General features: G+C 66.0%; 15 protein-coding genes. 6 read left to right on the top strand and 9 right to left on the bottom strand.

Going from position 1 to position 16599, the window contains the following annotated elements; genetic code table 11:
- Positions 1 to 10: 10 nt before the first annotated feature.
- Positions 11 to 1153 (bottom strand): hypothetical protein, encoded by a 1143-nt coding sequence (locus ACVWWQ_RS16950; protein WP_133952444.1) that lies wholly within the window; start codon positions 1151 to 1153, stop codon positions 11 to 13.
- Positions 1154 to 1332: 179 nt separating this feature from the next.
- On the opposite strand from ACVWWQ_RS16950, the gene ACVWWQ_RS16955 reads away from it, so the two are divergent.
- Both ACVWWQ_RS16955 and ACVWWQ_RS16960 read left to right on the top strand, forming a co-directional pair.
- Complete coding sequence (locus ACVWWQ_RS16955; protein WP_099654766.1) at positions 1333 to 2619, top strand: acetyl-CoA C-acetyltransferase; 1287 nt, start codon at positions 1333 to 1335, stop codon at positions 2617 to 2619.
- A 15-nt stretch (positions 2620 to 2634) separates the two neighbouring features.
- Positions 2635 to 3186, top strand: a complete 552-nt coding sequence (locus ACVWWQ_RS16960) for a TonB family protein (protein ID WP_133952442.1) — start codon at positions 2635 to 2637, stop codon at positions 3184 to 3186.
- Between the two features lie 63 nt (positions 3187 to 3249).
- Here the strand turns inward: ACVWWQ_RS16960 and ACVWWQ_RS16965 are convergent, their stop codons facing one another.
- The 4 genes from ACVWWQ_RS16965 to ACVWWQ_RS16980 form a co-directional block, all read right to left on the bottom strand.
- Entirely contained in the window at positions 3250 to 5124 is a 1875-nt protein-coding gene (locus ACVWWQ_RS16965; RefSeq protein ID WP_133952440.1) for a phospholipase D-like domain-containing protein, read from the bottom strand.
- Between the two features lie 102 nt (positions 5125 to 5226).
- Entirely contained in the window at positions 5227 to 5700 is a 474-nt protein-coding gene (locus tag ACVWWQ_RS16970) for a SixA phosphatase family protein (RefSeq protein ID WP_133952438.1), read from the bottom strand.
- A 58-nt stretch (positions 5701 to 5758) separates the two neighbouring features.
- Positions 5759 to 6391 (bottom strand): ParA family protein, encoded by a 633-nt coding sequence (locus ACVWWQ_RS16975; protein ID WP_133952436.1) that lies wholly within the window; start codon positions 6389 to 6391, stop codon positions 5759 to 5761.
- 154 nt (positions 6392 to 6545) lie between these two features.
- Positions 6546 to 7586: a hypothetical protein gene (locus tag ACVWWQ_RS16980; RefSeq protein ID WP_133952434.1), complete on the bottom strand. Its 1041-nt coding sequence runs from the start codon at positions 7584 to 7586 to the stop codon at positions 6546 to 6548.
- A gap of 157 nt (positions 7587 to 7743) precedes the next feature.
- Between ACVWWQ_RS16980 and ACVWWQ_RS16985 the strand changes: the two genes are divergently transcribed.
- Entirely contained in the window at positions 7744 to 7938 is a 195-nt protein-coding gene (locus tag ACVWWQ_RS16985) for an antitermination protein NusB (protein ID WP_099654760.1), read from the top strand.
- 70 nt (positions 7939 to 8008) lie between these two features.
- Here ACVWWQ_RS16985 and speE read toward each other — a convergent pair whose 3' ends face one another.
- On the bottom strand, positions 8009 to 8878 hold the full coding sequence (speE, locus tag ACVWWQ_RS16990; protein ID WP_099654759.1) for a polyamine aminopropyltransferase: 870 nt from the start codon (positions 8876 to 8878) through the stop codon (positions 8009 to 8011).
- 290 nt (positions 8879 to 9168) lie between these two features.
- Here speE and speA point away from each other — a divergent pair, with 290 nt between their 5' ends.
- The 3 genes from speA (at position 9169) to ACVWWQ_RS17005 (ending at position 13131) form a co-directional block, all read left to right on the top strand.
- Entirely contained in the window at positions 9169 to 11058 is a 1890-nt protein-coding gene (gene speA, locus ACVWWQ_RS16995; RefSeq protein WP_133952432.1) for a biosynthetic arginine decarboxylase, read from the top strand.
- 109 nt (positions 11059 to 11167) lie between these two features.
- Positions 11168 to 11953: a 3-hydroxybutyrate dehydrogenase gene (locus ACVWWQ_RS17000; RefSeq protein WP_133952430.1), complete on the top strand. Its 786-nt coding sequence runs from the start codon at positions 11168 to 11170 to the stop codon at positions 11951 to 11953.
- Positions 11950 to 13131 carry a patatin-like phospholipase family protein gene (locus ACVWWQ_RS17005; RefSeq protein ID WP_133952428.1) on the top strand — a complete coding sequence of 394 codons (1182 nt, stop codon included), beginning with the start codon at positions 11950 to 11952 and terminating at the stop codon, positions 13129 to 13131. Before ACVWWQ_RS17000 ends, ACVWWQ_RS17005 begins: the two co-directional genes overlap by 4 nt.
- Positions 13132 to 13218: 87 nt before the next feature.
- On the opposite strand, the gene ACVWWQ_RS17010 is transcribed toward ACVWWQ_RS17005, so the two are convergent.
- From ACVWWQ_RS17010 to argS, 3 genes are read right to left on the bottom strand one after another with little or no spacing between them, the layout of a single operon-like run.
- Positions 13219 to 13974 carry an SDR family NAD(P)-dependent oxidoreductase gene (locus tag ACVWWQ_RS17010; protein ID WP_133952426.1) on the bottom strand — a complete coding sequence of 252 codons (756 nt, stop codon included), beginning with the start codon at positions 13972 to 13974 and terminating at the stop codon, positions 13219 to 13221.
- 31 nt (positions 13975 to 14005) lie between these two features.
- A complete protein-coding gene (locus tag ACVWWQ_RS17015) occupies positions 14006 to 14716 on the bottom strand; it encodes an SPOR domain-containing protein (protein WP_099654754.1) in 711 nt (236 codons plus the stop codon).
- On the bottom strand, positions 14716 to 16404 hold the full coding sequence (gene argS / locus ACVWWQ_RS17020; RefSeq protein WP_099654753.1) for an arginine--tRNA ligase: 1689 nt from the start codon (positions 16402 to 16404) through the stop codon (positions 14716 to 14718). The genes ACVWWQ_RS17015 and argS overlap by 1 nt, the downstream gene beginning before the upstream one ends.
- Between the last annotated feature and the right edge of the window lie 195 nt (positions 16405 to 16599).

Below are 16599 nucleotides of genomic sequence, written 5' to 3' on the forward strand. Positions count from 1 at the left end.
GCATCGCCATTCAATGCAGGATCGTGGCCGGTGCACCCAGCCCGCCGTGATCATCAAGCACGATCCGGCCCAGGCTGTGCAGCTCACCGGCCATGGCATACCGGGCCGACAGCAAGGCCAGCAGTTCGCCCAGCGCCTTGGGATGCAACGGCCAGGCATGCGCCAACGCGCGCGACTGGCCTTGCTCGCCGCGCTGCGCCACGGTGAGTGCGATCACGCCAAGGCCCGGGGCTTCGTGCGCGAACAGGCGGGGTGGATCGTAGCGGGGGTCCGCCTCGGCCAGGGTTTCCAGCAGGTAATTTGCGCTGGCCTCGGTCGCCAGCGGCGGCGCGGGCTGCAAGTGCAGCGGCAATTGGTGGGCGTCCAGCAAGGCCGCGTACTGGCGCAGCTCGAACACGATGCCGGCCAGCCCGTGAGCGCGCTCGGCCGGTTCGCCGCCCTGCCTGGCCAGCCACTGCGCGGGTGATTGGGCCCACACCTTGCGCTCGGCATAGCGCAGCGTCAGGCCGCGCGCACTCATCACCGATTCCTCGCGCTCCGGCGTCAACAGCGCGGCTTCCAGCAGCGACCACAACGGCGCCAGGTTGACGTGTTCGTACTGCACGCAGGTCAGCGCGAGCAGGTCGTTGCGACTCAGGTAGCGCACATGCTCCAGCCGGATGCCGAGCGTGCGCATCAGCCAGTCGGCAGTGAGCGTGCCCGCCTCGCCGCGGCCAACCAGCTGGATCTCCAGTTGCTCGGACAGTTCCCCGGCCAGTTCCGCGGGTGCCAGCAGGCTCATCGGCAACAATCGCATCGGGCCACCGGCATGGATGGCCGAAGGCTCCAGCGGCTGCGCCGGCATGTGCCCCTCGTGACTGCCGAAGGCCACCACATTTTGCAGATGGCCGCGCGGCACGCGTCGAGCCAGTTCATCGAGCGCGCTCCACACCGGGAAACCCGGGCGCAGCAATTCGACCTGGTCGAACAACGCCCCGACCAGCGCGAGCCGGGCGGCGTCGACCTGCGGCACCAGCGCGTGCAGGTCGCTGGCGACCAGCGCGGCGAGTTCGGCGGCCTCGTCACGGCTGAGCGTCAATCGCGCAGGCGGCTCGCCCTCGACCGGTTCCAGAGCGAGCACCACAGGCAGGGCGACCAACGTTTGCACTTCCACGGGATTGGAGTCCGACTGACAAAGAGCGCCATTCTACCAATGACGATGCTCCGACCCGTTCGGCAAGGACAGCATGGGACCGTGCTGAACGGATCAGGACGCTCCCGGGCGTTTTGGGCTTTCGCCGCACGGCATGGCAGGTTAGCCTTGACCCACTTGGGTGGTGGACTGTTTTGAGCATGGAAAACACGCAGAGGCGCGTCGGCATCATCGGCGGTGTACGCATTCCGTTTTGCCGCAACAACACGGCCTATGCCGACGTCGGCAACTTCGGCATGTCGGTGAAAGTACTCGGCGCGCTGGTGGAGCGCTTCGGCCTGCACGGCGTGGAGTTGGGCGAAGTGGCCATGGGCGCTGTGATCAAGCACGCGTCCGACTGGAACCTGGCGCGCGAAGCGCTGCTCAGTTCCGGCCTGGCGCCGACCACGCCGGGCATCACCACCGCGCGCGCCTGCGGCACCTCGCTCGACAACACCATCATCATCGCCAACAAGATCGCCGTCGGACAGATCGACGCCGGCATTGCCGGTGGTTCGGACACCACCTCGGACGTGCCGATCGTCTACGGCACCCGCCTGCGCAAGCGCCTGCTGGCGATGAATCGCGCCAGGACCCCGATGGACAAGCTGAAAGCCGCGGTCCACGGCTTCTCCTTCAGCGAACTGAAGCCTTCGTTCCCCGGCGTGGCCGAGCCGCGCACCGGCAAGTCGATGGGCGACCATTGCGAACAGATGGCGCGGGAGTGGCATATCGGCCGCGAGGCACAGGATCAGCTGGCGCTGGAAAGCCACCACAAACTGGCCGCCGCCTATGCCGAGGGTTTCTTCGACGATCTGCTGGTGCCATTCCGCGGCCTCAAGCAAGACGGTTTCCTGCGCCCTGATTCAAGCATGGAGAAGCTGGCCTCGCTGAAGCCGGCGTTCGACAAGCGCTCCGGTCACGGCACGCTCACCGCCGGCAATTCCACCGGCCTGTCCGATGGCGCCGCGGCGGTACTGCTCGGCAGCGACGCCTGGGCAGCGCAGCGTGGCTTGACCGTGCAGGCGTATCTGCGCGATGCCGAAGTGGCGGCGGTGGACTTCGTGCATGGCGAGGGCCTGCTGATGGCGCCGACCGTGGCGGTGCCGCGGATGCTGGCGCGCCAGGGATTGACCCTGCAGGACTTCGACTTCTACGAGATCCACGAGGCGTTTGCGGCGCAGGTGCTATGCACGCTGCGCGCATGGGAATCGGCGGACTACTGCAAGCAGCGCCTCGGTCTGGACGCGCCGCTGGGCTCGATCGATCCGGCGAAACTCAACGTGCATGGCTCCAGCCTCGCGGTGGGTCATCCGTTCGCGGCGACCGGCGCCCGCATCGTCGCCACGCTAGCGAGGATGCTCGAGCAGAAAGGCTCGGGCCGTGGCCTGATCTCGATCTGCACCGCCGGCGGTATGGGTGTCACCGCGATTCTCGAGCGGCCATGACCACGGCACCCTGACGTGCTGCGTTTGCGCGTCACCACGGGGCTCAGCCTGCTGGCACTGGCGCTGGGCATTGGCGGCACTGGCTGGCTCAGCACGCTGACCGGCGTATGGCCGGGCCCGCCGCAGCGTTACCTGACCGGTGCCCACGCGGCGCCAAGCCGAACCCCGCCCCGCCCCCGTCATGCCGGCCATCCGCCCGCGCGGATGGCGCGGGCGTCGCACCGACCGGTCTACCGTCCATCCATTGATGTCGCCTCCACGCCGGTCGCGGCTCCGCTGCCCGAGCTGGTGCCGGTGGCCATGCCGTCGGACAACTCGCAGCCGTGGGACGAGATGCGTGGCCACCTCGACGGTCGCGTGGTGTTGCATGTGGAGGTCAACGGCGACGGGCGGGTAACCAGCGTGAGCCTGAGTCAATCCAGTGGCGATCCGGTGCTCGATCAACATGCATTGCGCAGTGCGCGGGCGTGGCGCTTTGCGGTGCCGGCGGATCACCCCGACGGCATGAGCGGCGAGTTGCCGATGCGCTTCTCATCGCAGGGCGACCGCATCGCCCGCATGCCCTGACCTGCAGAAGCCCGCCCTGCAGATATGTTCCCCGCTCGAGCGCATCGCCCACCGGGTGGACTCCTACAACACGCCTTTCGCGCCCACGCCGAAGGCCGTCACCATGCGCGTGATGATCAGCTTCGGTGACAGCGCCACGTCGGGAAAATCCCCCACCGGCTGGTAGCACGCATGGAAGTTCGGATCGGTGGCGCGCATCGGCTGGCAACCGGGCTTGAGGTCGTAACTGGTGGCGTAGCGGAATGGCCACAGGTCGAACAGCGGCAGGCTTTCGGAGACCGTGCCGATGGCCTGGTTGATGTCGGTCAGCACCGGCACTTTCGACTCGCGCGGTGCGACCACCCAGGCGCTTTCCGGCTGCACGCTGCGCATGATGCTGTGACGCAGCTGGTCGGCGAAGGTGTGGTCGTAGATGATCACACCCGCCTCGGTGTTGTAGTGGTCCGAGCGCGGATCGAAATTGTGCGAGCCGACCATCGCGAACGCATCGTCGATCACGATCGACTTCGCATGCAGGCCGTAACGGCGCCCTTCGCTCTGCAGCGGCGCCGGACGGTTGCTGCTGCCGCGACTTCCGAGCAGGTGGAAATGCGTGCGTGACGGACTGTCGGGCCTGACCACGTCCGGTGGCACGGGTTCGACGCTGGTGTCCAGGTTGGCCAGCTCGTTGTCCACCTCGGCGCTGGGGGCGTGGGGCTTGAACTCGTGGATCTCGAAACCGAACTTGGTCAGGTAGCGCTTGCGGTGCTTGTACGACATGGCATACACCGCGAACGCATCCGTGGAGGCCAGCGAATTGGTCGACACGATCACGCGCGGCGGCTCGGGCAGGCGATGAAGCACGCGGAAAATGTGCTGCGCGCGCTTGCTCATCACCAGGTACGGTGTTTGCAGCAACACCTCGTGCCTGGCCTCACTGACCATGCGCATGATATGGCGCGTGTAGTCGAGCGCACGCCGCTTGTCCGGGTTGTCGGTCTTGGCCGGCAGGTCGCTGAAGAAGTCGACCTTGCCCACGCGCAGCGTCGGATCGATCAGCCAGGCTTTCAGCCAGGCCGGGTCTTCGGCGTCATGCTGCAGCTGTGCCACCCGCTGCGGCCGGCGGTAACGAGGTGCCGGCCAGGTCGGTATCGCGGTGTCGGCCAGGATGCGCCGGTTGACGTCGCGCAGATGGGTCAGCGGCACCGCGCGCTTGTGGTTCCAGAACAGGGTGAAGCTGACCGCCATCGACTTGGCCGCGGGGCCGCCGACCATCACATCGCGGTCCACATAATCGAAGTCGTCATCCCAGTTGAAGTAGCGATCCTGATAATTGCGCCCGCCGGTGATGCCGATCAGGTCATCCACCAGCATGACCTTGTTGTGCATGCGCTGATTGAATTGCATGAAGCAGCACAGCACGCCGGCGGCGAATTCCAGCGGTTGCGTGCGCGCCTTGTGGAAGGTCGGGTTGTACAGGCGCACTTTCAGGTTCGGGCTGATCCGGGCCAGCCGGTCGAGCAGGTCCAGGTCGCCCAGCGAAAACAGCTGGTCGGCAAGAATGCGCACCTGCACGCCACGGCGTGCCGCGCGCACCAGTTCGTCCAGCACCAGTTGGCCGACGTCGTCCTGGTCCCAGATATAGGTTTGCACGTCGATCGAGCGCCGCGCCGCGCGGATCAGATTGACGCGCGCAGCCAGCGCCGGCTCGCTGTCGTCGAGCAGGGTGACCACGTGCACCGGCAGTTCGGCGGTAGAGGCCGCCACGGCACTCGCCGCGGCGGTCAGCAAGGGCGACGGGATAGCGCAGTGATCGGAGCGGTCGCAGCTGCTGTCGTGATTGGTGGTGGCCACCACCACCGCATCGGCGCGACGAATCTGCGAGCGGGAGACCGTGCAGCCTTGCAGCAACAGCAAGGCAAGCAGCACGGGGAAAGCGAATCGATGCAGGACGGACATGACTGGATGATACGTGCTGCGATCAGAATGCGGCGACCGTCGACTTGCCGCCGTCCGCCCGGGCGGCAAGGCCCGGGTTCGTCAGGCAGGGCGGTGAAGAGCTCAGGGCGACCAGAAGGCGTCCAGTCGCGCGTTGCCCGGTTCCAGCGAACCATTCAGATGCAGCACGGCCAAGGCGCCCGGAGGCATGCCGCGGAATTCGTCGGAGCGCCCTTCCACCAGCAGTGCGACCAGGCGCTCGATGCCGGGGTTGTGGCCGACCAGCAACACGGTGCCGGCCTCACTGTGCTGGTCGAGCAGGGCCAGCAATTCGCCGGGCGAGGCGTCGTAGATCTCGGTGGCCAGTTGCGGAACCGGCGCATTGTCGATGGCCGCCAGCGCCAGTCGGGTGGTTTCCTCGGTGCGCCGGCTCGGCGAGCAGAGCACGCGATCCGGACGCAGCTTGTGCGAGGCCAGCCACAGGCCCGCCGCCTGGGCCTCCTGCTCGCCGCGGCTGCTCAGGGGGCGTTGCTGATCGTCGCCGCTGGTTTCTATCGGGACCGCTTCGGCGTGACGCAACAGGATCAGTTCGTGCATGGGGAACTCCGGCGGTGGTTGCGCGAGGCGCGCGGGAAGCTGAGTGGAAAGGCGCGCTTCATGACTGGCGCTTGATCCAGCGCAGCAGGGCTTTCCAGTCCTGCTGATGGCTGCGCACTTGTTCGGATTGGTAATCGAAGATGCCCTTGCCGAGGCTGCTCAGCAGCACGTAGGCCTGGCTGTCGCGCAGTTGCGCGGCGATCGGGAAAGGCGATTGCTCGGCCAGTTGAGCCACCGCATCCTGGCTGGCGTGGGTCCACGGCTTGAGCCGGTTGGCCACCAGCGCCACCGGCAGCTTGCCCCGGTGGATGCGGTTGATCGAGCGCAACTCGTCGATGAAACGCAGCGTGGCGTCCATGTCGAACGACGACGGCAACACCGGCACCAACATGACGTTGGCCAGTTCCAGATAAGGTTCGAGTTCGCGCTCGCCGGAACCGGCGGGGGTGTCGATCAGCAATTGCTGCGTGTCTGGTGGTACTCGCTGCAGGCCTCGCCGCCCGCCTTCCAGCGCCAGCACGCCGGGAACATTCTCCGGCCGCAACTCGGCCCAGTGGAAACTGGAGTGCTGCCGGTCTGCGTCGACGATCGCGGTGTGTTGCCCCGCCTGTGACCAGTGTGACGCCAGTTGCGTCACCAATGTGCTCTTGCCGCAACCACCCTTGCTGCTTGCCACCAGCGTCGTAAGCATCGGATCACCCTTGCCACGGAAGGTGATCCCAGCCTACCGGCCCCGGCGTGAAAGGGGAATGGGGTCGACTCGGGAATCGGGAATGGGTCAGGGCGAGTCGGAAAACGCCGCATGGCAGCGTGTCCGACGCGCGCCCTTGACCCTTCCCCGAGCGCTATTCCCGACTTCCGGCGGCGCGTGGCTGCCAGTCGGCCGGCGGATCAATGGCGATATGGTTCTCGCGCAGCGCGGCCAGTTGCAGGCTCATCTGGGTACCGCCCTTGCGTGCCAGCGTCAGCAGCCGCTGCGACAGCGCCGCATCGTCGGGCGCGCGCGCCAGCAACTGGGTGAAGTTCTGCACCTGCCAGACCAGGGTGCGTCGGGCTGCCTTGGCTTCCTGTTGCGCGGCCGGATCGTCGGAGAGCACTTCGCGCAGGTGCAGACCCAGCGAGCGTGCCAACGGACTGGAACCCCACTCCAGGGTCTTGCCCAGGGCCAGGCAGTCGGCCTTGATGGAAGCGTCCTTGCCCGCGTTTTCGCAGAGTTTGGCGACCAGCGGCAGGCTGGGTTGCGGCTGACTGTCGGCGAGGCCGAACACCATCACGGTCTGCATGCCCACCGCGCCGCCCGGATGAGCCGGGTCCAGCGTATCGGGCGGCGGTGGCAGCACGCCAACCGAGCTGGCCAGGGCCTGCAGGCTGGCGCCGCTGTAATCGTCATAAAGCTTCGCTGCGGCGGCCTTGGCCAGGTCCTCGCGGGCGTCGTCCTGCTTCATGCCGCGCGCGTCATCGCCCAGTTTGACCAGCCACACGGCCGCATTGTCCGGAGCGCGTTTCAACAGGGATGACAGGGCGTCGTTGTTCGGACAGGCATCGGCTTCGGCGTCGCAATCGGCCAACTGAACCCAGTTGACCGCCACGCTGGCACCCTCGGCCTGGCTGGCGCGCTCGATCAGTCGATGGAAGCTGTTGCTGGGTGGCTGGTTGAACAACGGTCGCGCCAGCAGGGCGGCGCCGAGCAGGCGCGTCGGATCCCCGCCCGGGGCCAGCACGGTGACCAGATCACGCTGGAAAGCCAGCTGTGCCTTGTCCCGCGTCTGCGCTGACGGGCTGGGTCCGCGGCTCTTTTCGGCCGGCTTGGTTTTGGCGGCGAGCGCGGGCGTCGCCAACAGCGACAACGAACAGGCAAGAACAAGGTGGCGCAGTCGGCGCGGCATGGGCATGCTCCGCAGTCAAAGCGTGAAGCATACCTGCCACAGATTAAGCGTGGCTGATCCGCCGGCCTACAAAAGCGCGCCATCTTCACAAGGCTTGCTAGGATGACCATCCCCGGCGCAGGACCGCGCCCCATGACCATCCTGCGGGAGACGCGTAGTGAACCATCTGTCGACATTCGCCGACGGCGCACCCTGGTTTGTCGGCTGGGGCACGCTGGCCCTGATCAACGCCGCGCTGGCTCAAGGCAAGAACCGCAGCGGACTGCTGTGGTTCTTCATATCCCTGCTGGGTGGACCGCTGGCGACCTTGCTGCTGGTGCTGTTGCCGAAGGTGCGTTCGAAGATGTTCTGATCGCCGGGATTCGGGATGGGAAAAGCGGCAGATCGTGGATCTTCCCCATCCCCATGCCGAGCCGCGGTTTTTACTCGCCCAATGCTTCGCGCATGAATTCCGGCTGGGCCAGGGCACCCTTGTGGATTTCGGCGTTGTAATAGCGGGTCGGGAAGTTCTTGCCCAGCGCGCCGCGTTCGCGGAAACCGGACAGATCGCCGCCCTTGCGTGCCATGGTGCAGCTCCACCAGCCAGTGGGGTAGCACGGCTGCGGGAACGGCAGCGTCTTCACCGCGCTGAAGCCGGACGTGCGCATCGCTGAGCGCATCGACTTGATCAGGTCGATATGCGCCAGCGGCGATTCGCTCTGCTGCACCAGCAGGCCGCCGTGGCGCAGTGCCTTGAAGCAGCTGGCGTAGAACGCGGCGTTGAACAGGCCTTCGGCCGGGCCGACCGGGTCGGTCGAGTCGACGATGACCAGATCCAGCGACTCGGGCTCGCATTCGGCCATGTACTTGATGCCGTCGATGAACAGCAGTTCGGCGCGCGGGTCGTTGTTCGATTCGCACAGCTCGGGGAAATATTCCTCGGCCAGGCGGGTCACGCGCTCGTCGATCTCCACCTGTACTGCGGACTCGACTTCCTCGTGCTTGAGCACCTCGCGCAGCGTGCCGCAGTCGCCGCCGCCGATGATCACCACGCGCTTGGCCCGTGCATGGGTGAACAGTGCCGGGTGGGTCATCATCTCGTGATAGAAAAAGTTGTCGCGGGTGGTCAGCATCACGCAGCCATCGATCACCATCAGGTTGCCCCAGTCGGTGGTCTTGTGGATCTCGATGGTCTGGAACGGGGTCTTCTCCGCGTGCAGCAGTTGCTCGGTGCGGAAACCGATGGAGGAACCGGAGGCCTGGTGGGCTTCGGTGAACCAGCTGGCTTCATTCGAGGTGGATTGCTGCGACATGATGGACGTTCCTGACGTGCCGGGTGGGAAAGCAAGACTGTCCATTGTAGCGACAACGGCCGTGAACGTCCCGACAGGACGGCGGCGCCTCTTGCGCATATCGTCACACGCGGCCATTACAATGGCGGCTGGTCACGCCGGCGTTGTCCGCCGCGGGGCCGACCAGTCCGATCGGCCCCGCGGCGTGCGAGGCTTCCGGTCGCTCGGGCTCGTGCTCCCGTTGTTGAGCAAGACGTCAAGGCTCGCCGCTGCGACGACATCATCCTTTTCCATCGAGGAGATCTCTCTACATGGCGAACCATTGGAATACCGACGCTGCCCGCCACACTTATGCCGTACCTCATTGGGGCGACGGCTATGTGGATGTGAACGACGCCGGCGACATCGTGATGCGCCCGCGCGGCGTGAATGGCCCGGCGCTGTCGCTGCCGCAAATCGTCGAGCGCGCCCGCGCCGAGGGCCTGCGGCTGCCGCTGCTGGTCCGTTTTCCCGACATCCTGGCCGACCGGCTGGCGCGCCTGCAGGGCGCGTTTGCCCAGGCCATGGCCGAGCATGATTATGCCGGCGGCTATACCTCGATTTATCCGATCAAGGTCAACCAGCAGCGCGGCGTGGCGGGCGAGCTGGTCGCCGCCGGCACGCAGGGCTTTGGCCTCGAAGCCGGCTCCAAGCCCGAGCTGATGGCGGTGCTGGCGATGGCCCGGCCTGGCTCCATCGTGATCTGCAATGGCTACAAGGATCGCGAATACATTCGACTGGCGCTGATCGGCAAGAAGCTCGGCCTGCGCGTGCACATCGTGATCGAGAAGCTGTCCGAGCTGGACCACGTGTTCAGCGAGGCCAAGGCGCTGGGTGTGGAGCCGTTGCTCGGCGTGCGCGTGCGGCTGGCCTCGATCGGTGCCGGCAAGTGGCAGAACACCGGCGGCGATAAGGGCAAGTTCGGGCTGTCGCCGAACCAGGTGCTGAGCCTGATCGAGCGGCTCGATGCGGCCGGCCTCATGCACACCCTGAAGCTGCAGCACTTCCACATGGGCTCGCAGATCTCCAACGTGCGCGACATCGCCAACGGCATGCGCGAGGCGACCCGCTATTTCGTCGAGCTGCGGCGGATGGGCGTGCCGCTGGAGATCGTCGACGTCGGTGGCGGTCTGGGCGTGGATTACGAAGGCTCGCGCTCGCGCAGCCACAATTCCATCAACTACTCGATCGAGCAATACGCCTCGACCATCGTGCAGTCGCTGGCCGAGGCGGTCACCGCCGAAGGGCTGGACGCGCCGCACATCCTCACCGAAGCCGGTCGCGCGATGACCGCGCATCACGCGGTGATGGTGGTCAACGTGACCGAAGTGGAAGAAGTGCCGGCCGGCGCGATTCCGCCGCCGTGCGCCGACGAGCCGCCGGTACTGCGCCGGCTGCGTGAAACCTGGGACGAACTGGATCGGCGTCCCGCGCTGGAACTGTTCCACGAGGCCCAGCATCACCTGAGCGAAGGCCAGACGCTGTACGCGCTGGGCCAGTTGGCGCTGGCCGATCGCGCGCGGCTGGACGAGATGTATTACGCCATCGCCAATGCGGTGCGCACACGTCTGCTGCCCGCCGAACGCTCGCACCGCTCCGCGATGGACGAGCTGGACGAGAAACTGGTCGACAAGTATTTCGTCAATTTCTCGGTGTTCGAGTCGATTCCCGACGTATGGGCGATCGGCCAGATCTTCCCGATCGCGCCGATTGCCCGGCTCGACGAGGAGCCGACCCGCCGCGGCGTGATCGTCGACCTCACCTGTGACTCGGATGGCCGGATCGACCATTACGTGGATGCCGATGGCGTCGACGTCAGCCTGCCGCTGCACGAGTTGAAAAGCGGCGAAAGCTACTGCCTGGGCATTTTCATGGTGGGCGCCTACCAGGAGACGCTCGGCGACATCCACAACCTGTTCGGCGACACCGACGCGGTCAACGTGCGCGTCGATGGCGACAGCTACGTGTTCGCGCACAAGCGCAGCGGCGACACCACCGACCTGATGCTCGACTATGTCGGTTATGACCTGGAGGTGTTGCGGCAGAGTTACCGTGAACGCATCGCTGCTGCTGGTGTGAGCGGTACGGAAGCTGCGAAGTTGTACGACGCGCTCAACGGCGGCCTCACCGCGTATACCTACCTCGCCGAAGAAACCAAGTAACCGTGTAGGAGCGCACCCTGTGCGCGATGCTCTTCGTTACGCCGTGAAAAAGCATCGCGCACGGGGTGCGCTCCTACACATCGCAAATCACCCGCTACGGGAGCAGCACATGACAAGTCTCAATGGCAAGGTCGCCCTGATCACCGGAGCGGCCAGCGGCCTCGGCAAGGCGATCGCCGAGTTGTATGCGAAAAACGGCGCCAGCGTGGCAATCGCCGACATCAATCAGGACGCTGCCGACAAGACGGCGGCGGAAATCAACGCCGCCGGCGGCAAGGCGATCGGCGTGGCGATGGACGTCACCAACGAGGACGCGGTCAAAGCCGGCACTGACAAGGTGGTCGCCGCGTTTGGCCATCTGGACATCCTGATTTCCAATGCCGGCGTGCAGATCATCAACCCGATCGACAAGTTCGCCTTCGCCGACTGGAAAAAGATGCTGGCGATTCATCTGGATGGCGGCTTCCTCACCACCAAGGCTGCGCTGCAGCACATGTACAAGGATGATCGCGGCGGCATCGTGATCTACATGGGTTCGGTGCATTCGCACGAGGCATCGAAGCTGAAAGCCCCGTACGTCACCGCCAAGCACGGTTTGCTCGGGCTGGCGCGCACGCTCGCAAAAGAGGGCGCGCCGCACAACGTGCGCTCGCACGTGATCTGCCCCGGTTTCGTGCGCACGCCGTTGGTCGAGAAGCAGATTCCCGAGCAGGCCAGGGAGCTGGGCATCAGCGAAGACGAGGTGATCAGGAACGTGATGCTGAAGGACACGGTGGACGGCGTGTTCACCACGGTCGAGGACATCGCCCAGACCGCGCTGTATCTGGCTACTTTCCCGTCCGCGGCGCTGACCGGTCAGTCCATCGTGGTCAGCCACGGCTGGTTCATGCAGTGACGAAGTCCGCGCCCGCGGCGCCGCTGGCCACCACGGTAGCGCGGGATTACCGCACCATCGCCCTGGTGTTGCAGGGCGGTGGCGCGCTCGGCGCGTACCAGGCCGGGGTGTTCGAGGCGATGGCCGAGGCGGATCTGCAGCCGACCCGGCTGGCCGGCATTTCGATCGGTGCGCTGAATGCGGCGATCATCGCCGGCAATGCGCCGGAACGACGGGTGGAACGATTGCGCGAATTCTGGGAGGCGATCTGCCAGTCACCGCTGTGGCCGGGCGCGCCGACACTGCCGTGGTTCGATGCCGTGGCGTGGCCCACGTCATGGCTCAACGGGCTGAGCGGACTGGCCGCCTGGCGTGCGATGACCGAGGGCCAGGCCGGCTTTTTCCATCCGCGCCAGCCACCGCCGTTCCTGGGTACGCACGCCACGCCGGACAACGTGAGCTGGTACGACACCACGCCGCTGCGCGACACGCTGGAGCGGCTCGTCGATTTCGACCGGATCAATGATCCGCGCGCGATGCGTGTGGCGGTCGGCGCGGTGAACGTGCGTACCGGCAACTTCGCCTACTTCGACAACCGCCGCGAACGCCTGCGCCCCGAGCATTTCATGGCTTCCGGCGCGCTGCCGCCGGGCTTTCCCGCGGTGGAGATCAATGGCGAGTTCTACTGGGATGGCGGCATGGTCTCGAACACGCCGTTGTACGAAGTGCTGAGCGAGCGACCCGGTTGCGACACGCTGGTATTCCAGGTGGACCTGTGGAGCGCTCGCGGCAGCTTGCCGCGCGACCTGGCCGATGTGGCCGAGCGCAGCAAGGAGATCCAGTACTCCAGCCGTACCCGACTGGTCACCGAATTCATGCGCCGCACGCAGGAACAGCGCCGCCTGTTGCACGATGTGATGGCGCTGGTGCCGGAGAACCGGCGCAACGAGCCGGCCTATCGCCACGCCGAAGCACGCGCGGCAGCGGCGATGACCAACGTGATCCAGCTGATCTACCAGAACCGGCCGCACGAAGGCCATTTCAAGGATTACGAATTCAGCGCCGCCAGCATGCGCGGCCACTGGCAGAGTGGTCTGGACGACATGCGTCACACGCTGGCGCATCCGCAGTGGCTGGCCGCACCCGATCCCGAACATCCCTTCGCGGCACACGACGTGCATCGGGATCAGGCGGGTTGAGTTGAAGGCCTGAGATCAGCGGCGCCGGCTTCAGGCCGCCCCACTGTTCGCGTTGAACATGGCCCGCGCCGCCGGCACCGGTGTGTTTCAGCTGTCCCGCGCGACCTGCAGCCCCGCCGCGGACTGGCTGACCGGCATCACTTCCACACGATTGATGTTGAGGTGCGGCGGCAGGTTGGCGATCCACCAGATGGTGTCGGCGATATCGCCGGCGGTGATCGGATGGGAACCGTCGTAGAGCTGGTCCGAGGCGGCCTGGTCGCCGCCGGTGCGGACCAGGGTGAATTCGGTTTCGGCCATGCCGGGCTCGATCGAGCTGACCCGCACGCCGGTGCCGTGCAGGTCGGTGCGCAGGTTCTGCGAGAACTGGGTGACGAACGCCTTGGTGGCGCCGTAGACATTGCCGCCGCGATAGGCATAGCTGCCGGCGATCGAGCTGATGTTGACGATGGCGCCGCGACGTTCGATCAGCTGCGGCAGCAGCAGGTGGGTCAACGACACCAGCGCGGTGACGTTGGTGTCGATCATCTGCTTCCATTGCGAAAGGTCGGCATGCTGTGCCGGCGCGGTCCCCAACGCCAATCCCGCGTTGTTCACCAGCAGGTCGATGGCGGCGAACGCCGGTGGCAGGCTCGCGTGCGCCGCGTGCATGGCCTTTTCATCGCGAACGTCGAACGCGGTGGCATGCACGCGGTCGGCGCCGTGACGCTCCACCAGCTGCTGCAATCGCTCGGCACGACGGCCACTGGCGATGACCCGCCAGCCACCGGCCACGAAACGTTCCACCGTGGCGGCGCCAAAGCCGGAGCTGGCGCCGGTGATCCATGCGGTCTTGAGGCTCATGCGCGCAACTTCCTGGAAAAGTGAAGCGGGATCAGCGGCCTTCTTTCAATGCGATCGCATTGATGCCGGCACTGGCCAGCCGCTGCTTGGTCGATTCGAGATCGGTGGCCGAGCGGAACGGTCCCAGCCGGACGCGATGATAGGTCTGCCCGCTGATGTTGACTGACTGCACATTGGCCACGAAGCCCTGCAGCGCCAGTTTCGCCTTCAGCGTCTCCGCGTCGGATGCATTCGGGAATGCGCCGACCTGCAGCAGATAGCCGCTGCCGCTGCCGGACTGGGCAACCGCGCTGGCCGGTGCGGCGGTGATGTTCTGGGTGGCCACCTGCGGCACGTTCGCCGTCGCCGCGGCCTGCTGCGCCGCCTGCTGCGCTTGCTGTGCCTGCGCCTGTGCCGCCTGTTTCTGCTGCTGTTCGACCCGCGCCTGTGCGCTGATCTCGGCATCGGGAATACGCACTTCCTTTTCCGACAGCACCGAGTAGAAGTCGAATTGCGGCTTCTTCGGCGGAGCGTCGGCGCTGTTCGATTCAAGCACGCCCGGCGCGCTGCCGTGCTCAGCGGTGGCCTGCGGATTGGCTTGCGGGCCATCGGCCTTGCGCAAGCTGGTCAGCAGGCTGCCACGGGTGATCACCGCCATCAGGATGGCGCCGGCCAGCAAGCCGATGACCGCGTAGCCCCAGCCCGGGAAACCGTTGCTGCCATTGCGCACGGCCTGTCGGCCCTTGCCCTTGCGTGCTGCCATTACATCTTCTCCGGGGCGCCGAGGCCCAACAAATCCAGACCATTCTTCAACACTTGGCGCGTGGCCACTACCAGCGCCAGACGCGCGTTGCGCAAGGTCGCGTCCTCGACCAGGAACTGGTGCGAGTTGTAGTAGGTGTGGAACGCGTTGGCCAGTTCACGCAGCCATGCGGCAACCAGGTGCGGTTCCAGGTTGGCGGCAGCCGCCTCGACCAGCTCGGGATATTTCGACAGTTCGGTGAGCAGGATCTGCTCGTGTTCGTTGTCCAGCCGGTCCAGGTGAGCCAGCCCGTCGGCAAGGTCAAACGTGAAGCCCTTCTCCGGCGCCTGGCGCAGCACGCTGCACACGCGGGCGTGGGCGTACTGGATGTAGTACACCGGGTTGTCGTTCGACTGCGAACGAGCCAGGTCGATGTCGAAGACCAGCTGCGAGTCGCTCTTGCGCGAAATCAGGAAGTAGCGCGTGGCGTCGCGGCCGACTTCGTCGATCAGATCACGCAGGGTGACGTAGCTGCCCGCGCGCTTGGAGATTTTCACCTCCTCGCCGCCGCGCATCACCGTGACCATCTGGTGCAGCACGTATTCCGGCCAGCCCTTCGGAATGCCGACATCGAGCGCCTGCAGGCCGGCCTTTACCCGTGCCAGCGAACCGTGGTGGTCCGAACCCAGTTCGGTGATCGCGCGCTCGTAACCGCGTTGCCACTTGCTGAGGTGATAGGCCACGTCGGGCAGGAAATAGGTATAGGTGCCGTCGGACTTGCGCATCACGCGGTCCTTGTCGTCACCGAAATCGGTGCTGCGCAGCCACAGGGCGCCGCCTTCCTCATAGGTATGGCCGTGGGCGACCAGCTCGCGCACGGTTTCCTCGACCTTGCCGTCGCTGTACAGCGAGGACTCCAGGAAGTAGGTATCGAAACCGACGCCGAAGGCCTGCAGGTCCAGATCCTGCTCGCGGCGCAGGTTGGCGACGGCGAAGCGGCGAATCGCGTCGAGGTCGTCCACGTCGCCCGCACCGGTCACGGTCTCGCCATCGGCGACCACCGCTTCGCGATCGAGATAGGCGCGCGCCACGTCCGCGATGTAGTCGCCGCGGTAGCCGTTCTCCGGCCAGCTGCTGTCATCCGGAGTAATCCCGCGTGCACGGGCCTGTACCGAGGTGGCCAGGTTCGCGATCTGCACGCCGGCATCGTTGTAGTAGAACTCGCGCTTGACGTTCCAGCCCGTGGCACCAAGCAAACGGCTGAGGCAGTCGCCGATCGCCGCGGCACGGCCATGGCCGACATGCAGCGGACCGGTCGGATTCGCCGAGACAAACTCCACGCCAACGGTCTTGCCGCCGCCGCTGGTGCCGCGACCGTAGGCGTCGCCTTGGCTCAGGATCTGGCGTACTTCGGCATGGTAGGCACCGGCGGCCAGAAAGAAATTGATGAAGCCGGGACCGGCAATTTCGGTCTTCGCCACCAACTCATTGGCCGGCAGCGCGGCGACCAGCTTCTCGGCCAGTTCGCGCGGTTTGGCGCGGGCGGCCTTGGCCAGCAGCATGGCCACGTTGCAGGCGAAATCACCGTGTTCGCGGCTGCGCGCTCGTTCGATCACGAAGCCGGGCAACGCCAGGTCGTTCGGCAGGGTCGCATTGTCTTGCAGGGACTTGATCGCCTGCAGCACCAGATCGCGCAGCTGTTCTTTCACGGGTGGGGTCGGTTTCGTGATGGAACCGCCAATCCTAACAGACCGCCATGGTGACGAAACGCGCCCGTACGGCTCGGCCAGAACAGCATGTCGGCAGCCGTGCCCCGTGCTGCGTCGCGGCGAGCCTGCCTGTGGATAAGTCTGTGGGGAAAGCTGTTCGGGGCGCCGGGGCGTGCTTCCCCGTCTTCGTTTCGT

The sequence above is a fragment of the Rhodanobacter sp. TND4EL1 genome (assembly GCF_054061035.1).